Here is a 17,944-nt window from a genome sequence, read left to right as displayed (position 1 = left end):
TTTAAGCGCACTTGGGCATAACTCGTAGCAGTGTGGTATACATCGAGGTGAATAATCAATGAAAAAGGCATGTTCATAAAAAGAAATACGATCTTGCCATCATTTCATTTGCGAATGCCAAGCGCCGTCACGTTTAATGGCATCGCGTCTCGTTGCGTTACGCTTAACGCAGTGACGTTTAGCGCAATAGTTCGGCGAGCGTGAGGGGATGGCTCACGAGCCCCAGTTGTTGGGCCGGCGTGACGCCGACTTTGTTTTGTCGGCACAAGTTATGCCATGCGCGATAAATGTCTAATAAGGGCAGCAAACCTGACGGACGCAGTTTTCGCCGTGGTTCATGCACTAAGGCGTGAAATTGATCCTGAAAGCGCTGCTGGTAATCGGTAATGGCATGGTGACTGGCCGTTTGCAGCCAATAGGCGGCGTTGTCTTTCTTGCCGCCGAGGTGGCAGATGCCTTTGCCGATGTCGTCATGGCGGGTAAAGGCCCAGCGATCACGCCACCAACTCATCAGCACGATGTCGATGCGACCGGCCGGTTGGCCATGCTGCCAGAGCGGATCGGTTTCCACATACACAGGATCGACCGTATTGGCTTGAATGCGCGGCAGAAACACGGAAATACAGGCGGATCGCAATAAAGGCTCTTGCGGCATAAAAATGGCCAATGCGTTGTTGTCGGTCAGCATGTCTTGCAGGTGCAAGTAGTGGGCATACACCGTGTATTGCGGCCTGATCAGACAGCCTTTTTTTGGCATGTGCAGGTGCGGTTGACGCGATAGCGGATCTTCTAAATTTGGGCGCGAGAGGACATCACGGTAGGTGGCATCTACCCGAGCTAATAAGCCTTGTGTATCCGTGGCGGGGGCGGCAGCGGCGACAGATACCGGTGGAGGACTGGTCATAAAGCGCGTGCCGTGAGTGTAGGGATCGTGCTGGCCGTGTTGGGGCGCATGATCCTCCCGTTGGTAATTCACATCTTGCGCGATCACGTAGCCAGATTGGGCTTCGCAGCTGGCAATCCAATGGACACCATTATGGCTACCCGGTTGCAGAGCGCGTAAATCGCTGGCCAGTGACAGGTGGTCGGCGTGTTTACAAAAACGGGCATCAAACAGGGCTAATTGATGCCGGCAGCGGCTGGCAATCTGATCAATTTGCTCGTAAAAGGTTTTGGGATTCAATGCCAAACGGCGGCAAATGTCGCGCACTGCGTGGCCGGTGAACAGCAAGGCCAGCAAGGTTTGCTGCAAGGTGAGTTTTGCATTGCTGCCTGACCAACGATCAACAAAGGTGGTGTGACAGCTTTTACAGCGATAACGCTGTCGGTCCCCACTGAAACCAAAGGCGTGATACAGGTGGCGGTGGGTTAATACGGGCAATCCGGCATGCGGGCACCCGTCGTGACGGCAGGCAGAAAGGCCGGAGTATTGGTGCTGCGTCAGGCGGTCGACTTCATCGGCGACATCCTGATTGTTGATGATCGGCGGAAACGCGCCACATTCGCGACAGACTAAAATGGGTTTATCGGGATTGCTGCGTTGCAACACGTAGTGCTCGGGCTGCTGTGAGCCAAAGTGTTTGCAACTGACCGTTTTGCAGTGATTCAGCTGTAGGCCGTGATACGGCTGAGGCAGTAAGGGGATCGCCGGGGCGAGAGTGTGCGTGTTCATGGTGTTAGCCTAACGGTATGCAGTAAACGGAGGTCAGTATCGGTACACGGTACAGGCGCAACGCCAAGCGCTCAACATGCTATGTGATTTCAGCATGTTCTGCGAAAAGAAAGAGGGTGGCACAAGGCGTATTCATGGCCTTGTGCCGTTAGCTGCTATTTGTCTCGTTCTTGCGCTATCTTCGCGAGATATCGGGGGGCCGTCATCGGCTCCCACATCCATCAAATTGTGTAAGACGCCACATTTTACAAAATATTGAGCGGCGGGATAGCGAAGTAACGACACATAGCCACTAAATGGTGCGGTAAATCGGTCGGCTTTCGCGAGATTTACAGCTTAATGGCGGTTTCTAGCGCCACGTTCATCATTTGTGCAAAGGAGATCTGGCGATCTTCCGCGCTGAGTTTTTCACCACGTTTAATGTGATCGGATACAGTCAGAATGGTCAGGGCTTTTGCTCCGAGTTCTGCGGCAACACCGTAGATCCCCGCCGCTTCCATATCCACACCCAGCATGCCAAGGTGTTCCATTTTGTCGAACAAGTCGGTTTCAGGGCTGTAGAACAGATCGGCCGAGAAGACGTTACCGACACGTACCGGTACCTGTTGGGCGCGGGCTTCATTCTCGGCAGTTTCAAGCAAGCCGAAGTCAGCAATCGCCGCAAAGTCATGCTGGTTAAAGCGAATGCGGTTCACTTTCGAGTCCGTCGAGGCCCCCATCGCGATAATGACATCCATCAGTTTGACGTCGTCATGCACGGCACCACAGCTGCCGATACGGATGATGTTTTTCACCCCAAAATCTTTGATCAATTCATGGACATAAATCGAACAAGACGGGATCCCCATGCCGTGACCCATCACAGAAACAGGCTTGCCCTTGTACAGGCCGGTATAGCCGAACATATTGCGTACGTCACACACGCGCTTGACGTCATCTAAGTAGGTTTCCGCAATAAATTGTGCACGCAGTGGGTCACCAGGCATCAGAACGGTTTCTGCAAAATCACCGAGTTCTGCATTGATGTGTGGGGTAGCCATAGTTTACTCCAGCATAGTTGTGATCGTCTCAGACGATGGGGTTGAATAGCCAATGTGTCATAGGCGCCGAGTGGCTCAGCCACCGAAAAAGCAGTGCGCGGTGGCGTTTTGTTTATGGGTAAAGTGTAAGCAAGCGATGCGTGAATTCTCGCGATCTTAGTCACATTTTATGGGGCTTTTTGCGAAAACGCCTCCCGTGATTACCAATACTGTTGAAAGTTAGCGGGGTATCGTTTGCGCGGCACAAGGGCTATTTTTGACGTTGCTTCCTGTTTTATGCGGTTAAGTACTTTTATATCAAGGTGTTATTTTTGCACGTCAGCGGCGGGTGCAATCGGTTAGCGTTATGCAACGCGCTGTTTAGCTTGTGTTGCGATGTAATGGATTGCATGGCGGAGGTGGGCTGATTTGCCCACGGCAGATTCAGGATCACGGCGAGTATTGGTACGGCGAACTGGGTATGTGTTTGATGTCGGCGGGGGCGGTGCCAGACGGTGACGGGTACAACGTCCGTCCCGCTTTAATGGTTTCGACGACCTGAATGGTTTGGAGATCCCCGGTTGGCACATCGAGTGGATTGGCGGACAGGATCACCATGTCGGCTTGCATGCCGGGTACCAAGCGGCCTTTGTATTTCTCCTCAAAAAAGTGATAAGCGGCGTGACGGGTCAGCGTTTTCAGTGCGTGAAGGGCGCTGATACGTTCGTTTTCACCCATTAGCGTGCCTTGCTCGGTCATGCGATTAACGGCACTCCAGACCGAGAGCATGGCGTCCGGGACACGATCCGGCGTGCTGTCATCGGTATGACTGGCAGTGTCTGTATGGCTTGTGTCTGTGTTGGCGGTGCGTTGGCGGATAAAGCGTTCGCATTGATTGGTCACCGCCAGATGCCGCAACATGGCCGTATGTAACGGACTCTGTGCGTCTGCCCGCGCTTGCCCGAGCCAAGTGATATCACTGTCCCCGTGTTTCACCAGATGGCGTGAATCAAAGCAGGCTTGCAGCCCGAGTCGTTTGTATTGGTCAAGTTGGTTCACTCGCATGTACCGCGAGGTCATCACCACCGTGCGCTGCTGCTGTTCGACCGTGATGGCTAAATCGTCGCTGGCTTGGATCAAGGCATCAATGGCGGCATCGCCCATGGCATGGACGAAAAGCTGTACCTTGTGATCAAGGGCGAGTTGGTAAGCGTGAAGAAATTGGCTGTAGGGCATAGCGGGTTGGCCTTGCCAGTGAGGCGGTCGGTCTGGTGGCTGGGTGGCATACGGAATAGCCAGCCATGCTGTTTGTGCGCGCATATCGCCGTCCAGTGCCAGTGTGACCCCGGCCAGTTTCAGCGAACTCGGTGTGAGGTCACCCGTTTGGCGAAAAGGCAGTGGCAGGGTTTGCTGCGACAAGGTGGATTGAAAGGTGGCATACGGGACGAGGGCGAGAATATCTAACGATAAAACCTGTTGTTGGTCGGCCGCTTGCAGTTGTTGAAGCGCCGCAATGGAGGCCTGTTTTTCAACAACGGTGGTGTAACCCGCTTGGGCGTAACGGTATTGTGCCGCTTCGATGCCCAGCGTCTCAACCGTCGCCATGAAGGAACTGTGCACCGCATACCAGCCGGGCATCAGGGTTTTCCCTTGGAGATCGACGATGCGAGTGTTATCGCCATGATGGCGCATGACCCCCGCACGGGTCCCGACCGCTTGAACTTTGCCGTCTTTAATTGATAGCGCACGGGCATGCACCGGATGGCTCATGGTCAGTATATGGCCATTGATGTAGATGGTATCGGCGGCGGCGGAGTCTTGGAAGCGATCGCAACTTGCGATCAGGCACAAAGAAAGTAACAGCAGTAGGTGGCGAGCAACGGCCTGACCGCGTACTGGTTGAGCACTATGCAGCATGAGAGGCGGCCTCTCTAAAGAAAAGATCAGTGTGTTTAAGCTTATACCTAAGTGCGCAGACGCGGTGTGTTTCGTCGGAAAGAGCAACGCAAGCGCGTGAAAAGCCTGCAACGTGATGGAGTAAGCAGTGAGCCGGAACACGAAAAATAGTCATCCCGTTGGTAATTTTCGGTTGTTCGCACTACCTGTTAAACAACATCGATGGGATATTGAGGGATCGCAATGAGAAAAATACTGGGCGTTACGGTATGTGTACTGCTGTACAGTGTGCCGGTTTCCGCCGATGTGCTCGGTTTGTCGTTTGGCGCGTCTGCCGGGGCAGCACGTATTGAGTATGATGGAAATGATGATTACGGGTTTGAATATGGCGTGAATGCCTCGTATCACTTCAATGACTTGTTGAGTGTGAATGCGGGGTTGGTGCAGGGCAGTGCGGAGGTCGACTCGGATCTGTCATCGGCCAAAAATGACATTGATTACACGTCGTTTCCCTTAACGTTACGTGGGGATATTCCACTGGTCATTGGCAGTGTTTACGCCAAAGTGGGCACTAACTATTACGACTATGATATTGATACTCCGGGCATGCGTGCATCGGATGACGGGTGGGGCTTCACGGGCGGAGCGGGCTTTGTGTTTACCTTGTTGCCTTTTGTTGATCTCTCGCTGGGGTATGAGTACCGCGATATGGGAGAGGTGACCAATAACTCTATCCTGTTTGGCGTGGGCGCCAGCCTGTAAGAGACTCGTCGATTGTGTTGACGTCGTGTAATGGAAGCCGCCGTTCTGGCGGCTTTTTCGTGTTGGTTATCGTGTCTATCCTGAATGCCCACTGAATATGTGCACACCAGCGGCTTGGACGACCATTTGTCAGTGAATAAGGGGTAAAAATCAGGCGCTGATCAAGGTAGCTTCGTGGAATTGTTTGTACAATAAATGTCCATTCCAAGCCTGTCTGGAGGTGACCGATGACCAACTATGAGCATTATCAGTCCACGGTTGAACAGGTCGACCGCGCCATCCATAAAGAGGCCAATGCGCCTTGGCACATTGAATACCTTCCTGCCGTCAACGTGTGTACGTTGGGTGTGCGTCAATCCGTGAATATCGTGAGCCCGTCTGGCATTGTGTGTCAGCAATTAGCCTTAGACGCCGATATAGCCCAATCCCATTGGCCCGATAAATCCATGGTGGATGCGCATGTACTGGATTATGTGGTGCGAGGGGCGGCACGGTTAGCGCCATTACGACAAACGGCGTTTCGCAATAATTTTCCCCATTGGTTAGCGCAGTGTTTGCAGCAAGTGCATCTCGTCCTCCCCCCGTCGGAGCGACTGACGGGTGTGTTGACCGATCAGACTTTTCCCTATCCCAGCCAGGTGAATATTGAAGGAACGTATTTGCCGTGTTGGGTATGGCGTGAAACCGACGAGGCGCAGGTGGCGATTTCCGTGATCGACCGCCGCACCGGTTACTTCAGCCCGCCCCGAACGGTCGCTCTATCGCAATTGGTGGATCGCGAAAAGTGGCTGGGTGCACAAGTGATCGACTCGGTTGAAGAATCAATAGAAACCGTCCGCCATTATGTCGATGCGCATATTCGTGAACAACACTGCGTCGACTTGAATGAACCGTCTATCAGTGAGGCCTTGCGCCATCCTTGTGCTGCCACCTTGAGCCCCTTCATGAGCGTGGGGCTGGTGATGCTGGTGGTGATCGGCTTTTTCATCACGTTTAAGTGGTTGCTGGGGTTTTAAACGTTCAGGTTTTTAGATCAGATTTTATATTCGCCTGCTGTTTGCAGACCGACGAGAATGAGCCCCCCTCAAGCCCGCCTTCTGGCGGGCTTTGTTGTTATTGCGTCGGCATGACAATACGCCAGGCTAGGGAGAGGGCGGGTGATAAGTCGGTATCGGCTAGGCTGTGCGGGGGAAATTGGTATTAGCGGCAAAATTGGTTAGAATCGGCCGACTATTTCTTCAATCGGTGTGAAGTACTCCCATGCATAATTTGGCCTTGTTGTCTGAGTCAGAAAAAAATCGAATCGAACTGGATAAGCAGGCATCGTACGCCGTGTGGCAAGTGAAGAATGGCAAAAAAGGCTATGACGTATTTGCTGAGATTGCGAATGGTGTCGATGATGACGACGAACGTGAGTTTTTTGAACGCGCCGTGAGCAAATACAAGATCCAAATGGGCATGGCGTGATCGCTTTGCGACGCGAAGGTTGCTGATAAAGTATCCTTTTACAGACCAAGATCATGATTATTAGGCGCGCTACGCGCCTTTTTTTGTCCTGTTTGGTATCTTGTTTGGCATGAATACACCGTTGCAACGGGTGTGTGATAAGCAAACTGATTGCAATGAATAAGGCGTTTTGCCGTTGCCCGTCAGTGGCAGGGAAAAACGAAAGGAAGATGTAATGAGCATAAGCAAGCAGGTTTTGGTGGTGGATGACGACCAAGATATCCGTGAATTGCTGGACGAATACCTGACCAAAGCCGGTTTTAGTGTGACAACGGCGGCGGAAGGGGAAGAAATGAAGCGCCGCTTGGCCATGGGGTATCCGGATCTGATTTTATTGGATGTGATGATGCCGGGCGATGACGGGTTTACTCTGTGTCAGTATATTCGTAAAACATCTGATGTGCCGATCATCATGCTGACTGCGGTGTCTGATGAAATGGATCAGATCATCGGCCTGGAATTGGGTGCGGATGATTACATCGCCAAACCGTTCAGTCCCCGTCAGCTAATGGCGCGGATCAAAGCCTTATTACGTCGGGTTAAGCCTACCGAAGCGCAGCAGATCCCCGCCGCGCCCAAAGCCATCTATTTTGCTAACTGGCGTTTAGATACGGCTGCACAGCGTTTGTATGATGTCGAGAAAGAAAAAGATTACGAGCTAACCGGCAGCGATTTCGCTCTGTTGATGCTGTTTCTTACCCGTCCAAATGAAGTGCTGGATCGCGATACCATTTCGTTTGCCACCCGTGGGCGAGAAGCCACGCCATCGGCGCGCAGTATTGATGTGCAGCTGAGCCGCTTGCGTCATCGCTTGGGTGACAAAGGCACACAGCAACGCTTGATCAAAACCATTCGTGGTAACGGCTATGCGTTCAATGCTGACGTAACTTACGAACAATAACCTCTCTTTTGAATTAGCATAGCGGGCCACCCTGCGTCGTATGGCATCATGGCAGACGCCCGTACGGAATGTGTATGACTCTTCGTAAATGGTGGCCGACCTCTCTGCTGGCGCGCACCTTGTGGCTGACCCTGTTATCCGTGTTTTTAGCGCAAGTGATTGCCACCGGCATCTGGTATGGGCAATCGAAACAGCGTGATTTGGTGGGGCTGGAATCGGCCTCTGCCAGCATGGCAAACATGTTTGCTTCTACCGTCACCTTCTTCCAGTCCCTCCCGCTTGAATACCGCCATATCGTCTTAGATCAGCTACGCAACATGGGCGGCACCCGTTTTTTTGTCTCGCTTAATCAAGAAGAAATTCGGATCGACCCGATCCCCGATTCCACCATGAAGCGTACCGCGGTGGGGGTGTTCCAAGCGGTGTTAGCGGAAAAACTGCCTCGGTTGGATGTCATTAACGTTGAGTTCTCCCGCCCTGAAACCTTACATGTGTTGAAAAATGACATTCTACTCAGTGATTTGCCAAAATCTTGGGCGCATTACACCTTAAGCTTAGAACCCCTGAATCCACCGATTTTGGTGGTGCAATTAGAGCTGGCAGAAAACGAATGGCTCTATATTGCAGCCTTGCTGCCGACCCCGTACGTGACGCTGGAAAATGAAATCATCACCAGTCAGCAGGTGGTCTTCATGTTGTTTATCACCACCCTGTTATTGCTGTTCACGTATTTTATGATCCGCCGTCAGACCAAGCCGCTCAAACGTTTGGCGAATGCGGCCAACGCCATGAGTTTTGATATCTATCAGCCGCCGTTAAAAGAAGAAGGGGCGAGTGAGTTAGTCACGGCGACTCGGGCGTTTAATCGCATGCAGTCACGCGTGCGCCGCTATATCGATGATCGTGAACACCTGTTCTCGGCGATTTCGCACGATCTCAAAACCCCCATCACCCGCTTACGTTTGCGTGCCGAACTGATCGATGATGAAAGCAAGATCGAGAAATTTAATCGCGATCTCGATGAGTTGGAGATGATGGTCAAAGGCGCGCTGCAAACCGTGCGTGATACCGATTTACACGAAAACCTGACCCTGGTGGATGTGAACGAGCTGCTGCGTACCATTGCCGAATGCCATAACCAAACCGAAACACGGGTACATTTACCGAAAACCCAGATTGCGCCGTTAACCGGTAAGCCGTTGGCTTTGAAACGCTGCTTTAGCAACTTGATCGACAACGGGGTGAAATATGGCCATGAAGTGCGCCTGATCATCGTTGATGAGCGCGAATCCCTGATTGTTATCCTCAAAGACAAAGGCCCAGGGATCCCTGAAGCCGCGTTGGACGCGGTGTTTGAACCGTATGTGCGCGTGGCAGATGACGACGAAGGGCACGGACTGGGATTGGGGATCGCCCGAAATATCATTCATGCCCACGGGGGCGACATGGCGATTGAAAATGCCGCTGACGGTGGACTGGAAGTCAAAGTCTACATTCCTCGATTATTAAAAGAAGAATAAAACAGATGAAGCGTAAACAAATAGGATGTGCGGTGTCATGGCTGGTGGCTGCCACGCTAAGCCTGACGGCCCACGCGGGAGAAGTGGAAGTGCTGCACTGGTGGACATCCGGCGGGGAGGCGCGATCGGCCTCGTTGCTGAAAGCGAAGATGGAAGCACAAGGTCACCAGTGGAAAGATTTTGCGATTGCAGGCGGTGGCGGTGACAGCGCCATGACGGTATTGAAGACCCGCGCCGTGTCCGGCAATCCGCCCTTAGCGGCACAAATTAAAGGCCACGAGATTCAAGAATGGGGGCGGTTAGGGTTTCTCACCAACCTCAATGCCGTCGCCGAGGCCGATCATTGGAAAGACATTTTACCGGCTGTCGCGCGTAACATCATGCTGCATGATGGGAACTATGTGGCTGTACCGGTGAACATTCATCGGGTGAACTGGTTATGGGCGAACCCGCAAATTTTTGCTGACGTCGGTGTAGCTGTGCCAGTGACCTTGGCCGACTTCTTTACTGCGGCAGAGACCATCAAACAGGCAGGGTACATCCCATTAGCACACGGTGGGCAGCCGTGGCAAAACGTCACCTTATTTGAAACAGTTGCGTTAGCCGTGCTGGGGCCAGAGGATTACCAGCGCGTCTTTGTCGAGCTCGATCTGTCTTTGCTTGGTGGAGCCAAAATGGTCGAGGTGTTTACTCAGTTTCGCCGTTTTCGTGATTATGTGGATCCCGAGTATCGCGGGCGAGATTGGAATGATGCGACTCAAATGGTCAGCCAAGGTGACGCCGCTATGCAGATCATGGGGGATTGGGTAAAAGGCGAATTCAATGCCGATGGCAAAGTGCTCGGGCGCGATTATGTGTGTGTGCCAGCCCCAGGGACTGCCAACGCGTTCACCTATAACATCGACAGCTTTGCCTTCTTTAAATTGAATGGGCAAGCCAACCAGCAGGCCCAGCATGATCTGGCCCGTGCGATTTTGGATAAATCATTTCAAACGCCGTTTAACCTCAGTAAAGGGTCGATCCCGGTACGGATGGACATTGATTTAACCCCGTTTGATCAGTGTGCCCAAGCGGCCATGCAAGCCTTTAAGCAAACGGAAAAAGACGGTGGCTTGGTGCCGAGTGTGTCGCATGGCATTGCCACCACCAGTTACGTGCAAGCGGCGATTTTCGATGTGGTCAGCCATTTCTTTAATGCCAAAACGGCCGATCCGGTCAAAGCGGCCGATACACTGGCCCGTGCGGTGAAAGCGGCGAGGTAATACGTGCAACTTTTTCTATACTGATCAAATACACCGCGATCAGTATAGGGGAAGCGACATGAAGTTATTGTTTCTCGTTCGCCATGCGAAATCGTCGTGGGATGATCCCACGTTGGATGATCATGACCGTCCACTTAATACGCGAGGGTACAGCAACCTGCCCACCATGATCCATCGGTTAGATGCATGGCAAACTGGCCCTCAGCTCATTGCCACAAGCACCGCGTTACGGGCGTCAGAAACCGCGTACCATTTTGCCAACGGGTTAACGTGCCAACCAAAGTTGGCAGCCCACAGTGCGTTATACAGTGAGTCGGCCGATGAGTTGCTGACCTTTATTCAGAGCAGCAGCGATACCGTCGACCGATTGATGATTGTTTGCCATAACCCGGCGATAACGGATTTGGCGAATCGTTTTGGCATGACGGTGGAGAACATTCCCACCTGTGGCATCGCGGTGTTTCGCTTTGCGGCGGACTGCTGGCAAGCCGTGAGCGGCGATCAAGCTATCTTGTATTTTTACGACTACCCAAAGCGAGATATTGCCGTGCCTGATGGCGAATAATTGTTTTATTTTGGCATTATTGGTGGAAATCAACGCGAACGGTGTGTTTTGTTCAAAAATGGCATTTACAACTTCCGCATTGTTTCGTATTATCGCCGCACTCAGGAGAGATGGCTGAGTGGTTTAAAGCACCGGTCTTGAAAACCGGCGTGGGTTTATAGCCCACCTAGGGTTCAAATCCCTATCTCTCCGCCACATTCTAAAGCCCAGCAGAAATGCTGGGCTTTTTCGTATGCGTTGAGTTTTATTTGTGAAAACCGGGATTTTAAGATCCCTCGTCGCCTGCGACCCCAGCACTGCTATTGCACTCTCTTTCAGATCGATTACATCAAACCGTGATATAGAAATGATGATGAAAATGTAGAATGTGATATATGGCATGATTCTATTTTTGTTTTCTCCACTTCCACTGATACCTTTCAATATCAATGAGTTAACTTCGATGTTATTATGCAATTATGATTATATGTGGAATTGTGATGTAGATGGATTCTATATTAAGTTGTTAGGTGAAGACCGAAATATTAATCCACTTTATGAGTAGGTAACCATAAGCGATATGACCTCATTCTTAGTAAAATTATTCGATGTTATTGGAATTGATATCGAGCATCTTGATCAATATTTATCATCAGATGAAAAAAACTATCTTAATACGAATTTTGTATCTATTGACTCTCTGAATAACGACTTGTACTCGAGTGATCATGGCGAAAATCTTGAGGTATTGCTTAATTTTCTAGTCAAGCATTCGCAAGATATTAAAGAAATCTGGATGGACAATAGTAAAAAAGAGATCTTAGTAAAATTGTATGTTTCAGATACAATTTCTGGAGAATATGACTGTTTCCATTTTGACTTATCGAAGTTTGAACAAACTTATGTACCAAGTGGCGTGCAACTGACCCTATATAGAATTGGGCGTATCGGTGAAACGAAAGAAAGTGTAGGTAACTCATGGGCGAAAGACGAAAAAGGTCTAACGACTTATGCTCTATTCGTCTCTGGGCTTGAAGATAGACCTGTGTTCTCTATGAAAGTGCATGACTCAGAGGTTTTATGTGTCGGAAAGTCTCAGGAAAGTGAGTTGATCCTAAAGAAAGGCTTTGAAATTGACAGTATTGAAGTTCTTAGTAGCGATGAACGTCATAGAATCGGTGTGTAATGAGTTCGAACCAAAAATTCACCTAACAAATAAGGATTAAGGTGTTGCGCAGCCAACACTAAATCCCGGGTGTTGAACAAGCCCGACGCCTCTTTATAAAGTCAATTGTGCGATCTGGTTTGAAGGGGGCATCGCTCTGCCTCTTTTCTCAAGACGAGCGATGCCAAGATAATACTTTGAATGCCGTATTATCAATGAGTTAGCTGTTTTCACTGTCTCTTGGCTGTCATCTCTCCTCTGGAAACAAACAAGACACCCACACTTTTGTACTTTCCTGCTCTGTATTCTAGGCTTTCTTTACCATGGATGAATTAGGGAGCCTGCAAACATGCCAAGGGCAAGAAAAACTCAAGTCAGCTTGACCGACACACCGTATTACCACTGTGTATCGCGTTGTGTGAGAAGAACCTTTCTATGCGGTAAAGATCCGCTAACGGGGCAGTGTTTCGAACACCGACGAGCATGGGTGGAGCAACGCCTGCTGTTTCTTGCTAACGTATTTGCGATTGATATCTGTGCTTACGCGGTGATGAGTAATCATACTCATGTGGTACTGCATGTGGATGCTGAACAAGCCCAAATGTGGTCACAGGAAGAGGTGATCACCCGCTGGCATCGGGTGTGTAAGGGAAACTTTCTTTCCAATACTTGGCTGGATGAAAACCTGCGCAGCCAAATGGATCGTGCACAGTTACAGGCGGTCGAGCGTATCGCAGAAGACTGGCGAAAACGGCTGCATGACATCAGTTGGTTTATGCGTTTGTTGAATGAACCTATTGCACGTCAAGCCAATAAAGAAGACGGCTGCACCGGACGCTTTTGGGAAGGGCGCTTTAAATCTCAAGCCTTGTTAGATGAAGCGGCGCTCGTTGCCTGCATGGCTTACGTTGATCTTAACCCCGTTCGGGCAGGTATCGCGACAGCGCCAGAATCCTCAGCCCATACCAGTATTATAAAGCGCGCTAATGCCGCCAAATCAAGCTATCAACCCAAAAACCTACTGCCTTTTGTAGGTAATCCCCGAGCCAATATGCCCAAAGGTTTACCTTTTGTGTTTACCGACTATTTATTACTTGTCGATGAAACAGGGCGCGCTGTTCGTGATGGAAAACACGGCTACATATCAAAAAATGCATTGAATGTTATTTCTCGTCTTGGCCTGAGTGAAGACAATTGGTTGGAGTTAGCCTGCCATTTAGAGCAAAACTTCTCTGGTGCGATTGGTAAAGAACATATGTTGCGGGAGTACCATCACCATATTGGCCAGCAACGAACTCAAGGGGTAAGCGCCAGTCGACGGCTGTTAAGCGTGGCCTGATAAATCACATTGACTGCTTCATATCGACTAGCCACTTGGCTAGGTTTTGTCGTGCAAGAAATTGATGGAAATCGCCATACCACAGCACTGAGATCGAAAATACTGATCAGTGGTTCGGGGAAAAGGGGAGAAAAATGATGGTCGAATAGGGACGCTGTTAACCGGGTTTTATCATGCAGTACGCATGGGTGTCACAGTACGCGATCTTGTCTTTCAGCAAAGAGTACGATTGCGTAACGCAAATATCCAAAAATGAGTAATTATGTTGAAGCCAAACATCTAGCACGGGAGAATAAACGGCGTAGACTCGCTGAACAAAGGCAGACATACCTGTCTTTGTTCATTGAAATATCAGTCTGCATAGAAGAACACATTATGCCATTATCACGTGTAAAAGAAGGGGTGGGCGCGCTATTCGCTGAACTGCCAACATCAGAAAAAGTGCTGCATGGTTTGAGCCTCGTCTGGGTTCTTTTGCAGATCATTTCATCCAATTTCATGCATGTTCATGCCAACACACTTTGGGGAAATATCAACCTGATGGCCAAGTTCCACGTGTACAGTGGGCTTTGCTTACTGCCAATCACGTTGGTGTTTGTATACCACGTGATCAAGCGTCGTACTATCGCCGATATGTATCCGTGGCTTTTTGGCCATTTCAGCCAAATCAAAAAAGACATCAATGTTCTCCGCACACTGCGCCTTCCTGAATCTCACCCCGCAGGCTTGGCTGCGACCGTTGAAGGGTTGGGTTTACTGGCACTATTACTTGCTTTAGTCACGGGCACGTTATGGTATCTCGGTGCAAGTAACGCGGGTACAAGCCCTCAGCTACTTGAGATACATAAAACCAGTGTTGGCCTGATTGAAGCTTACTTCTACGCCCATGGCGCAATGGGGTTATTGCACTTACTGCAATGGTGGCGCACGAAACCATAACCTCATCACATCAATTAAGGCGTATATGGGCGTGCAAGAAAAGGTCACGTATTGGGTTTTTATCATGGGTGTCATCATAAATGTCTCATCATAAATGTCTATAAATGATGATAATAAAGTGTGGGCGCTTAAATGGGTTCTCAATAATATCTCAATGAGATTCGGTCAATCATAGATGGTTGAGGTAAGAAAAAAGGAACGCCTCATTGAGAACGTTCCTTTTGTTTATTTTAGCGGGCGCTGTAGATGATTACAGTGCTTGTGTCTGTGTTTTTAGCTTTTCAGATTCAGCGTTGCGATCAACCCACATTTGTTCGAGTTGCTCCAAGCTCATCCCTTTCGTTTCGGGTACGAACTTCCAGACAAAGTAAACGGTGAAGATGCCGAAGATGCCATATAGCCAGAATGGGAAGGCACCGTTGTAGGTTTGGAATAAATACCCGTTCATGTCATTCATCATTGGGAAGGTTTGTGAGACGACGAAGTTCGCGAACCATTGTGCAAAGACGGCAATAGACAGCGCTTTAGAGCGAATGCTATTAGGGAAAATCTCAGAGAGAAGTACCCATACCACAGGGCCGAGAGAAAGCGCAAAGGCCGCGATGTAAAGCAACATGAAGAACAATAAGTAGCCACCGATGGCGTTCGTGTAAGCGGCGGTGCCGATTGCGATCATCGATACACCCATTGCTCCCGCACCGATCATCATTAACGGGCGGCGACCGAATTTATCGACGGTAAAGATAGCGACAACGGTAAACGTTAAGTTCACTGCGCCCACAAGGATCGTTTGCAGCAGTGCAACGTCGGTTGATGAATCACTGAAGCTCTTGAAGATCTCTGGCGCGTAGTAAAGCACGACGTTGATCCCTGTGACTTGCTGCAGTACGGATAGCATAATGCCAATAACCAGTACGCCCATCATCCCAAGCGCCGCAATGCTAATTTTGCCTTTTGTTTCAGTGAGTGATTCTTGAATATCTCGCCATTGATCTTCAATCGCCGCCCCTTTGTTGATGGCTGATAATAGGTTACGTGCTTCTTCATCACGCCCTTTCATCGCTAACCAACGTGGTGTTTCCGGCACAGTGAAAAGTAGACCGAAGAACAGGAGAGCAGGGATACATTCAGAGGCAAACATATATCGCCAACCCGTTGTATTCAGCCATCCTTCCGTGCCGATCAGTGCAATGCCGTAGTTAACAAAGTAAACAACCAGCATACCGAAGATGATTGCAAATTGGTTACAAGATACGAGCGCGCCACGTTTACTTGGGGGCGCGACTTCTGCAATGTACATCGGCGAAACCATGGAGGCGATACCGACACCAATGCCCCCGACAATACGGAAGAAGATAAAGACCCAGTAGTTATCGGGTATCGCGGTGCCGACCGCAGAGATAAAGAACAAGACCGCTGCGATGATCAATGCACCACGGCGTCCTTTAGAATTACTTAATTGACCCGCAAGAATGGCGCCAATGAAACAACCAATCAACGCAGAAGATGCAGCAAAACCCAGCTCAGCAGCAGAGAGTTGGAAAAAGTGGGTTAAGGCGCCGGTTGCACCGGATATAACCGCCGTGTCATACCCAAAGAGCAGTCCGCCTAAAGCCACGACCACTGTAAGATGAAGCACATTTATCGATTTTTGCATCTTTTTTTGCATGGTTTAATTGCCTCTTAGTTGTCAGTGGCATTAATTTAAAGCGTTAAATGAGGCGCATAAATTGCCTAATTAGACAAACTAATTACGTTATTTTGCTATTGTGAACACCATCAATGGCATAAACATAAAGAGGATATTTTGTGGGATGTTAGCCACATTTAATAAATTGAAAACCGAATAAATAAAAAACGTAATTGAATGTCTCAGAAACAAAATATAGCAGTGAAGTGCAGAGGGAATGATTGTATATTGATTGGTATTATTGTTATTTAATAACGTAATATTATTCCTTTTTTATCATCAAACGTGTATTACAGCACTATTTAAGCTTTGTCGTGCAAGAAATCGACGGAAGTCGCCATAGCACGGCATTGAGTGAAAAATATGGATGTAGAAGGTCAATGGATAGGGAAAGGGTGAGAAAAATTGTGGTCGAATAAGGGCGCTGTTAACCGGGATTTATCATGGATGTCACCGTCGTTGGTCGTTGATCGATCCTGACCCATCAAGTGTGGCAGAGTCTGGATGAGTGGGAGTCCAGACTATTCGTTAGCTCTACATATCAACACCTTATAGTTAATATTTTAGTGATTACTGATTCAGTAAATTGCAGTTTTCGTGAAGTCATACGAAAAAAAGCTAAGTGGATTTGTATCGTGACTTTTTAGAGCGTATCAATCCAAGCATATGTTAAGTAGGAGTTTTTATGAGAGTTCAAAAATCGAAGATTGGTGCTGATCCAGTAAAATATTATGCTAGTTTAATTGGAATGGAAAAGCATGAGTCTCGCTTGAAAAAACAAACTAATGCAATACCGATCATGACCGGAATTGTCCTCTACAGACAGCTTCCAAAAAATAAGCAATCGCAAATATTAAAGTAAATATTAGGTTTGAGAGATAACCAGTTGAAAGCCTCATTGTACGGATTAGTATCGCAGGTTGTGGCTAATCCATATTGGTTCTCATGGTCTCTTTCAGACAGTGAGCTTAGGGAATTCTTTGATACGAATAAAGGGGTGACTGACGCACTGAAAGTTGTAGGGATCGATATAACAGTTCCGTTGACAGTGGGTGGCGTTGCAGCATTTTTATACTCCGCAAATGAAAAAGGATTCATCGGAGCTTCCCTAAAAGCCTCTGAGCAACTCAAAAAAACGGTTACCTCGTCTCCAGTGGCGAAAGTCGGTACGAAAATGGGATTAACAAAACAAGCGGCATCACGAGCATCGGCAATTTTGGTTGTTATGGTTACTGTTATTGCATACCAAACAAATTCAAATGCAAAAGATGCTCAAAAAGAGTTGTTACGCAGAGGTTTGCTAAAAGCGGATGATTTATAATGTTGATAATATTTTTAATAGTTGCTTTTTCATTGGCGACAATCCATTTCTCTCACGTACTTTTCTCGTTGTGCCTGTTATATCCAAGTCAGTTACCTAAAGGTGTAACGTTATTGCGCTCGCTAGCTCTTTGCATAATGGCAGCTTGTGCTCAGTATTATGCACTTTCATTGATCTTAGGTTCTAACTTGCCTGCTGTCTCAGGTTTAGTTTTAGTAGTTACAAATGCTTTCTTCTTTATAGGTTTTTATTCCGCTTACAGAGTTAAGAACTCCAAAGAAAGTTAGTGCGCGAAAAAATAACTAAGGCACCCACACTTTAGTATTTTCCTGCCCTGCGTTCTAGGCTTCCTTTATCATGGATGAATCAGGGAGCCAGCCAACATGGCCAAGGCCAATGCAAGTCAGA

The 17,944-nt window shown here is 48.9% G+C and carries 16 protein-coding genes and 1 tRNA gene; 13 read left to right on the top strand and 4 right to left on the bottom strand.

The features are described 5' to 3' along the window. Window positions 1-178 precede the first annotated feature (178 nt). From ACSF8W_RS20975 to ACSF8W_RS20965, 3 genes are all read right to left on the bottom strand, one after another. Window positions 179-1,672 carry a transposase family protein gene (locus ACSF8W_RS20975; protein ID WP_500849055.1) on the bottom strand — a complete coding sequence of 498 codons (1,494 nt, stop codon included), beginning with the start codon at window positions 1,670-1,672 and terminating at the stop codon, window positions 179-181. Window positions 1,673-2,001: 329 nt separating this feature from the next. Continuing rightward, window positions 2,002-2,712: a purine-nucleoside phosphorylase gene (deoD, locus tag ACSF8W_RS20970; RefSeq protein WP_500849054.1), complete on the bottom strand. Its 711-nt coding sequence runs from the start codon at window positions 2,710-2,712 to the stop codon at window positions 2,002-2,004. A gap of 429 nt (window positions 2,713-3,141) precedes the next feature. Beyond that, window positions 3,142-4,608: an amidohydrolase family protein gene (locus ACSF8W_RS20965; protein WP_500849053.1), complete on the bottom strand. Its 1,467-nt coding sequence runs from the start codon at window positions 4,606-4,608 to the stop codon at window positions 3,142-3,144. A gap of 222 nt (window positions 4,609-4,830) precedes the next feature. Here ACSF8W_RS20965 and ACSF8W_RS20960 point away from each other — a divergent pair, with 222 nt between their 5' ends. The 11 genes from ACSF8W_RS20960 (at window position 4,831) to ACSF8W_RS20910 (ending at window position 14,525) form a co-directional block, all read left to right on the top strand. After that, window positions 4,831-5,349, top strand: a complete 519-nt coding sequence (locus tag ACSF8W_RS20960) for a porin family protein (protein ID WP_500849052.1) — start codon at window positions 4,831-4,833, stop codon at window positions 5,347-5,349. A gap of 227 nt (window positions 5,350-5,576) precedes the next feature. Further along, window positions 5,577-6,365, top strand: coding sequence for a hypothetical protein (locus ACSF8W_RS20955; RefSeq protein WP_500849051.1), 789 nt, complete (start codon window positions 5,577-5,579; stop codon window positions 6,363-6,365). 244 nt (window positions 6,366-6,609) lie between these two features. Then, entirely contained in the window at window positions 6,610-6,816 is a 207-nt protein-coding gene (locus tag ACSF8W_RS20950) for a DUF3283 family protein (RefSeq protein WP_428479755.1), read from the top strand. Window positions 6,817-7,030: 214 nt separating this feature from the next. After that, a complete protein-coding gene (locus ACSF8W_RS20945; RefSeq protein WP_500849050.1) occupies window positions 7,031-7,756 on the top strand; it encodes a response regulator in 726 nt (241 codons plus the stop codon). Window positions 7,757-7,830: 74 nt separating this feature from the next. Then, window positions 7,831-9,276: an ATP-binding protein gene (locus ACSF8W_RS20940; RefSeq protein ID WP_500849049.1), complete on the top strand. Its 1,446-nt coding sequence runs from the start codon at window positions 7,831-7,833 to the stop codon at window positions 9,274-9,276. A gap of 5 nt (window positions 9,277-9,281) precedes the next feature. Further along, a complete protein-coding gene (locus ACSF8W_RS20935; protein ID WP_500849048.1) occupies window positions 9,282-10,538 on the top strand; it encodes an ABC transporter substrate-binding protein in 1,257 nt (418 codons plus the stop codon). 58 nt (window positions 10,539-10,596) lie between these two features. Next, a complete protein-coding gene (locus ACSF8W_RS20930) occupies window positions 10,597-11,103 on the top strand; it encodes a SixA phosphatase family protein (RefSeq protein WP_500849047.1) in 507 nt (168 codons plus the stop codon). Window positions 11,104-11,207: 104 nt separating this feature from the next. Then, window positions 11,208-11,298: transfer RNA gene (locus ACSF8W_RS20925), tRNA-Ser, on the top strand. Between the two features lie 364 nt (window positions 11,299-11,662). Continuing rightward, window positions 11,663-12,268, top strand: coding sequence for a hypothetical protein (locus tag ACSF8W_RS20920; RefSeq protein ID WP_500849046.1), 606 nt, complete (start codon window positions 11,663-11,665; stop codon window positions 12,266-12,268). Between the two features lie 328 nt (window positions 12,269-12,596). Further along, entirely contained in the window at window positions 12,597-13,586 is a 990-nt protein-coding gene (locus tag ACSF8W_RS20915; RefSeq protein ID WP_500849045.1) for a transposase, read from the top strand. Window positions 13,587-13,961: 375 nt separating this feature from the next. Further along, window positions 13,962-14,525 carry a hypothetical protein gene (locus ACSF8W_RS20910; RefSeq protein ID WP_500849044.1) on the top strand — a complete coding sequence of 188 codons (564 nt, stop codon included), beginning with the start codon at window positions 13,962-13,964 and terminating at the stop codon, window positions 14,523-14,525. Between the two features lie 250 nt (window positions 14,526-14,775). Here the strand turns inward: ACSF8W_RS20910 and ACSF8W_RS20905 are convergent, their stop codons facing one another. Further along, window positions 14,776-16,182 (bottom strand): sugar porter family MFS transporter, encoded by a 1,407-nt coding sequence (locus ACSF8W_RS20905; protein ID WP_500849043.1) that lies wholly within the window; start codon window positions 16,180-16,182, stop codon window positions 14,776-14,778. Between the two features lie 718 nt (window positions 16,183-16,900). Between ACSF8W_RS20905 and ACSF8W_RS20900 the strand changes: the two genes are divergently transcribed. Next, window positions 16,901-17,077 carry a hypothetical protein gene (locus tag ACSF8W_RS20900; protein ID WP_500849042.1) on the top strand — a complete coding sequence of 59 codons (177 nt, stop codon included), beginning with the start codon at window positions 16,901-16,903 and terminating at the stop codon, window positions 17,075-17,077. 60 nt (window positions 17,078-17,137) lie between these two features. After that, window positions 17,138-17,536 carry a hypothetical protein gene (locus ACSF8W_RS20895; RefSeq protein WP_500849041.1) on the top strand — a complete coding sequence of 133 codons (399 nt, stop codon included), beginning with the start codon at window positions 17,138-17,140 and terminating at the stop codon, window positions 17,534-17,536. Window positions 17,537-17,944: the final 408 nt, after the last annotated feature.

It is taken from the genome of Photobacterium sp. 270122K (assembly GCF_059941365.1).
The sequence above is the reverse complement of the archived record's forward strand: the minus strand, read 5'-3'. Positions and strand labels throughout refer to the sequence as shown.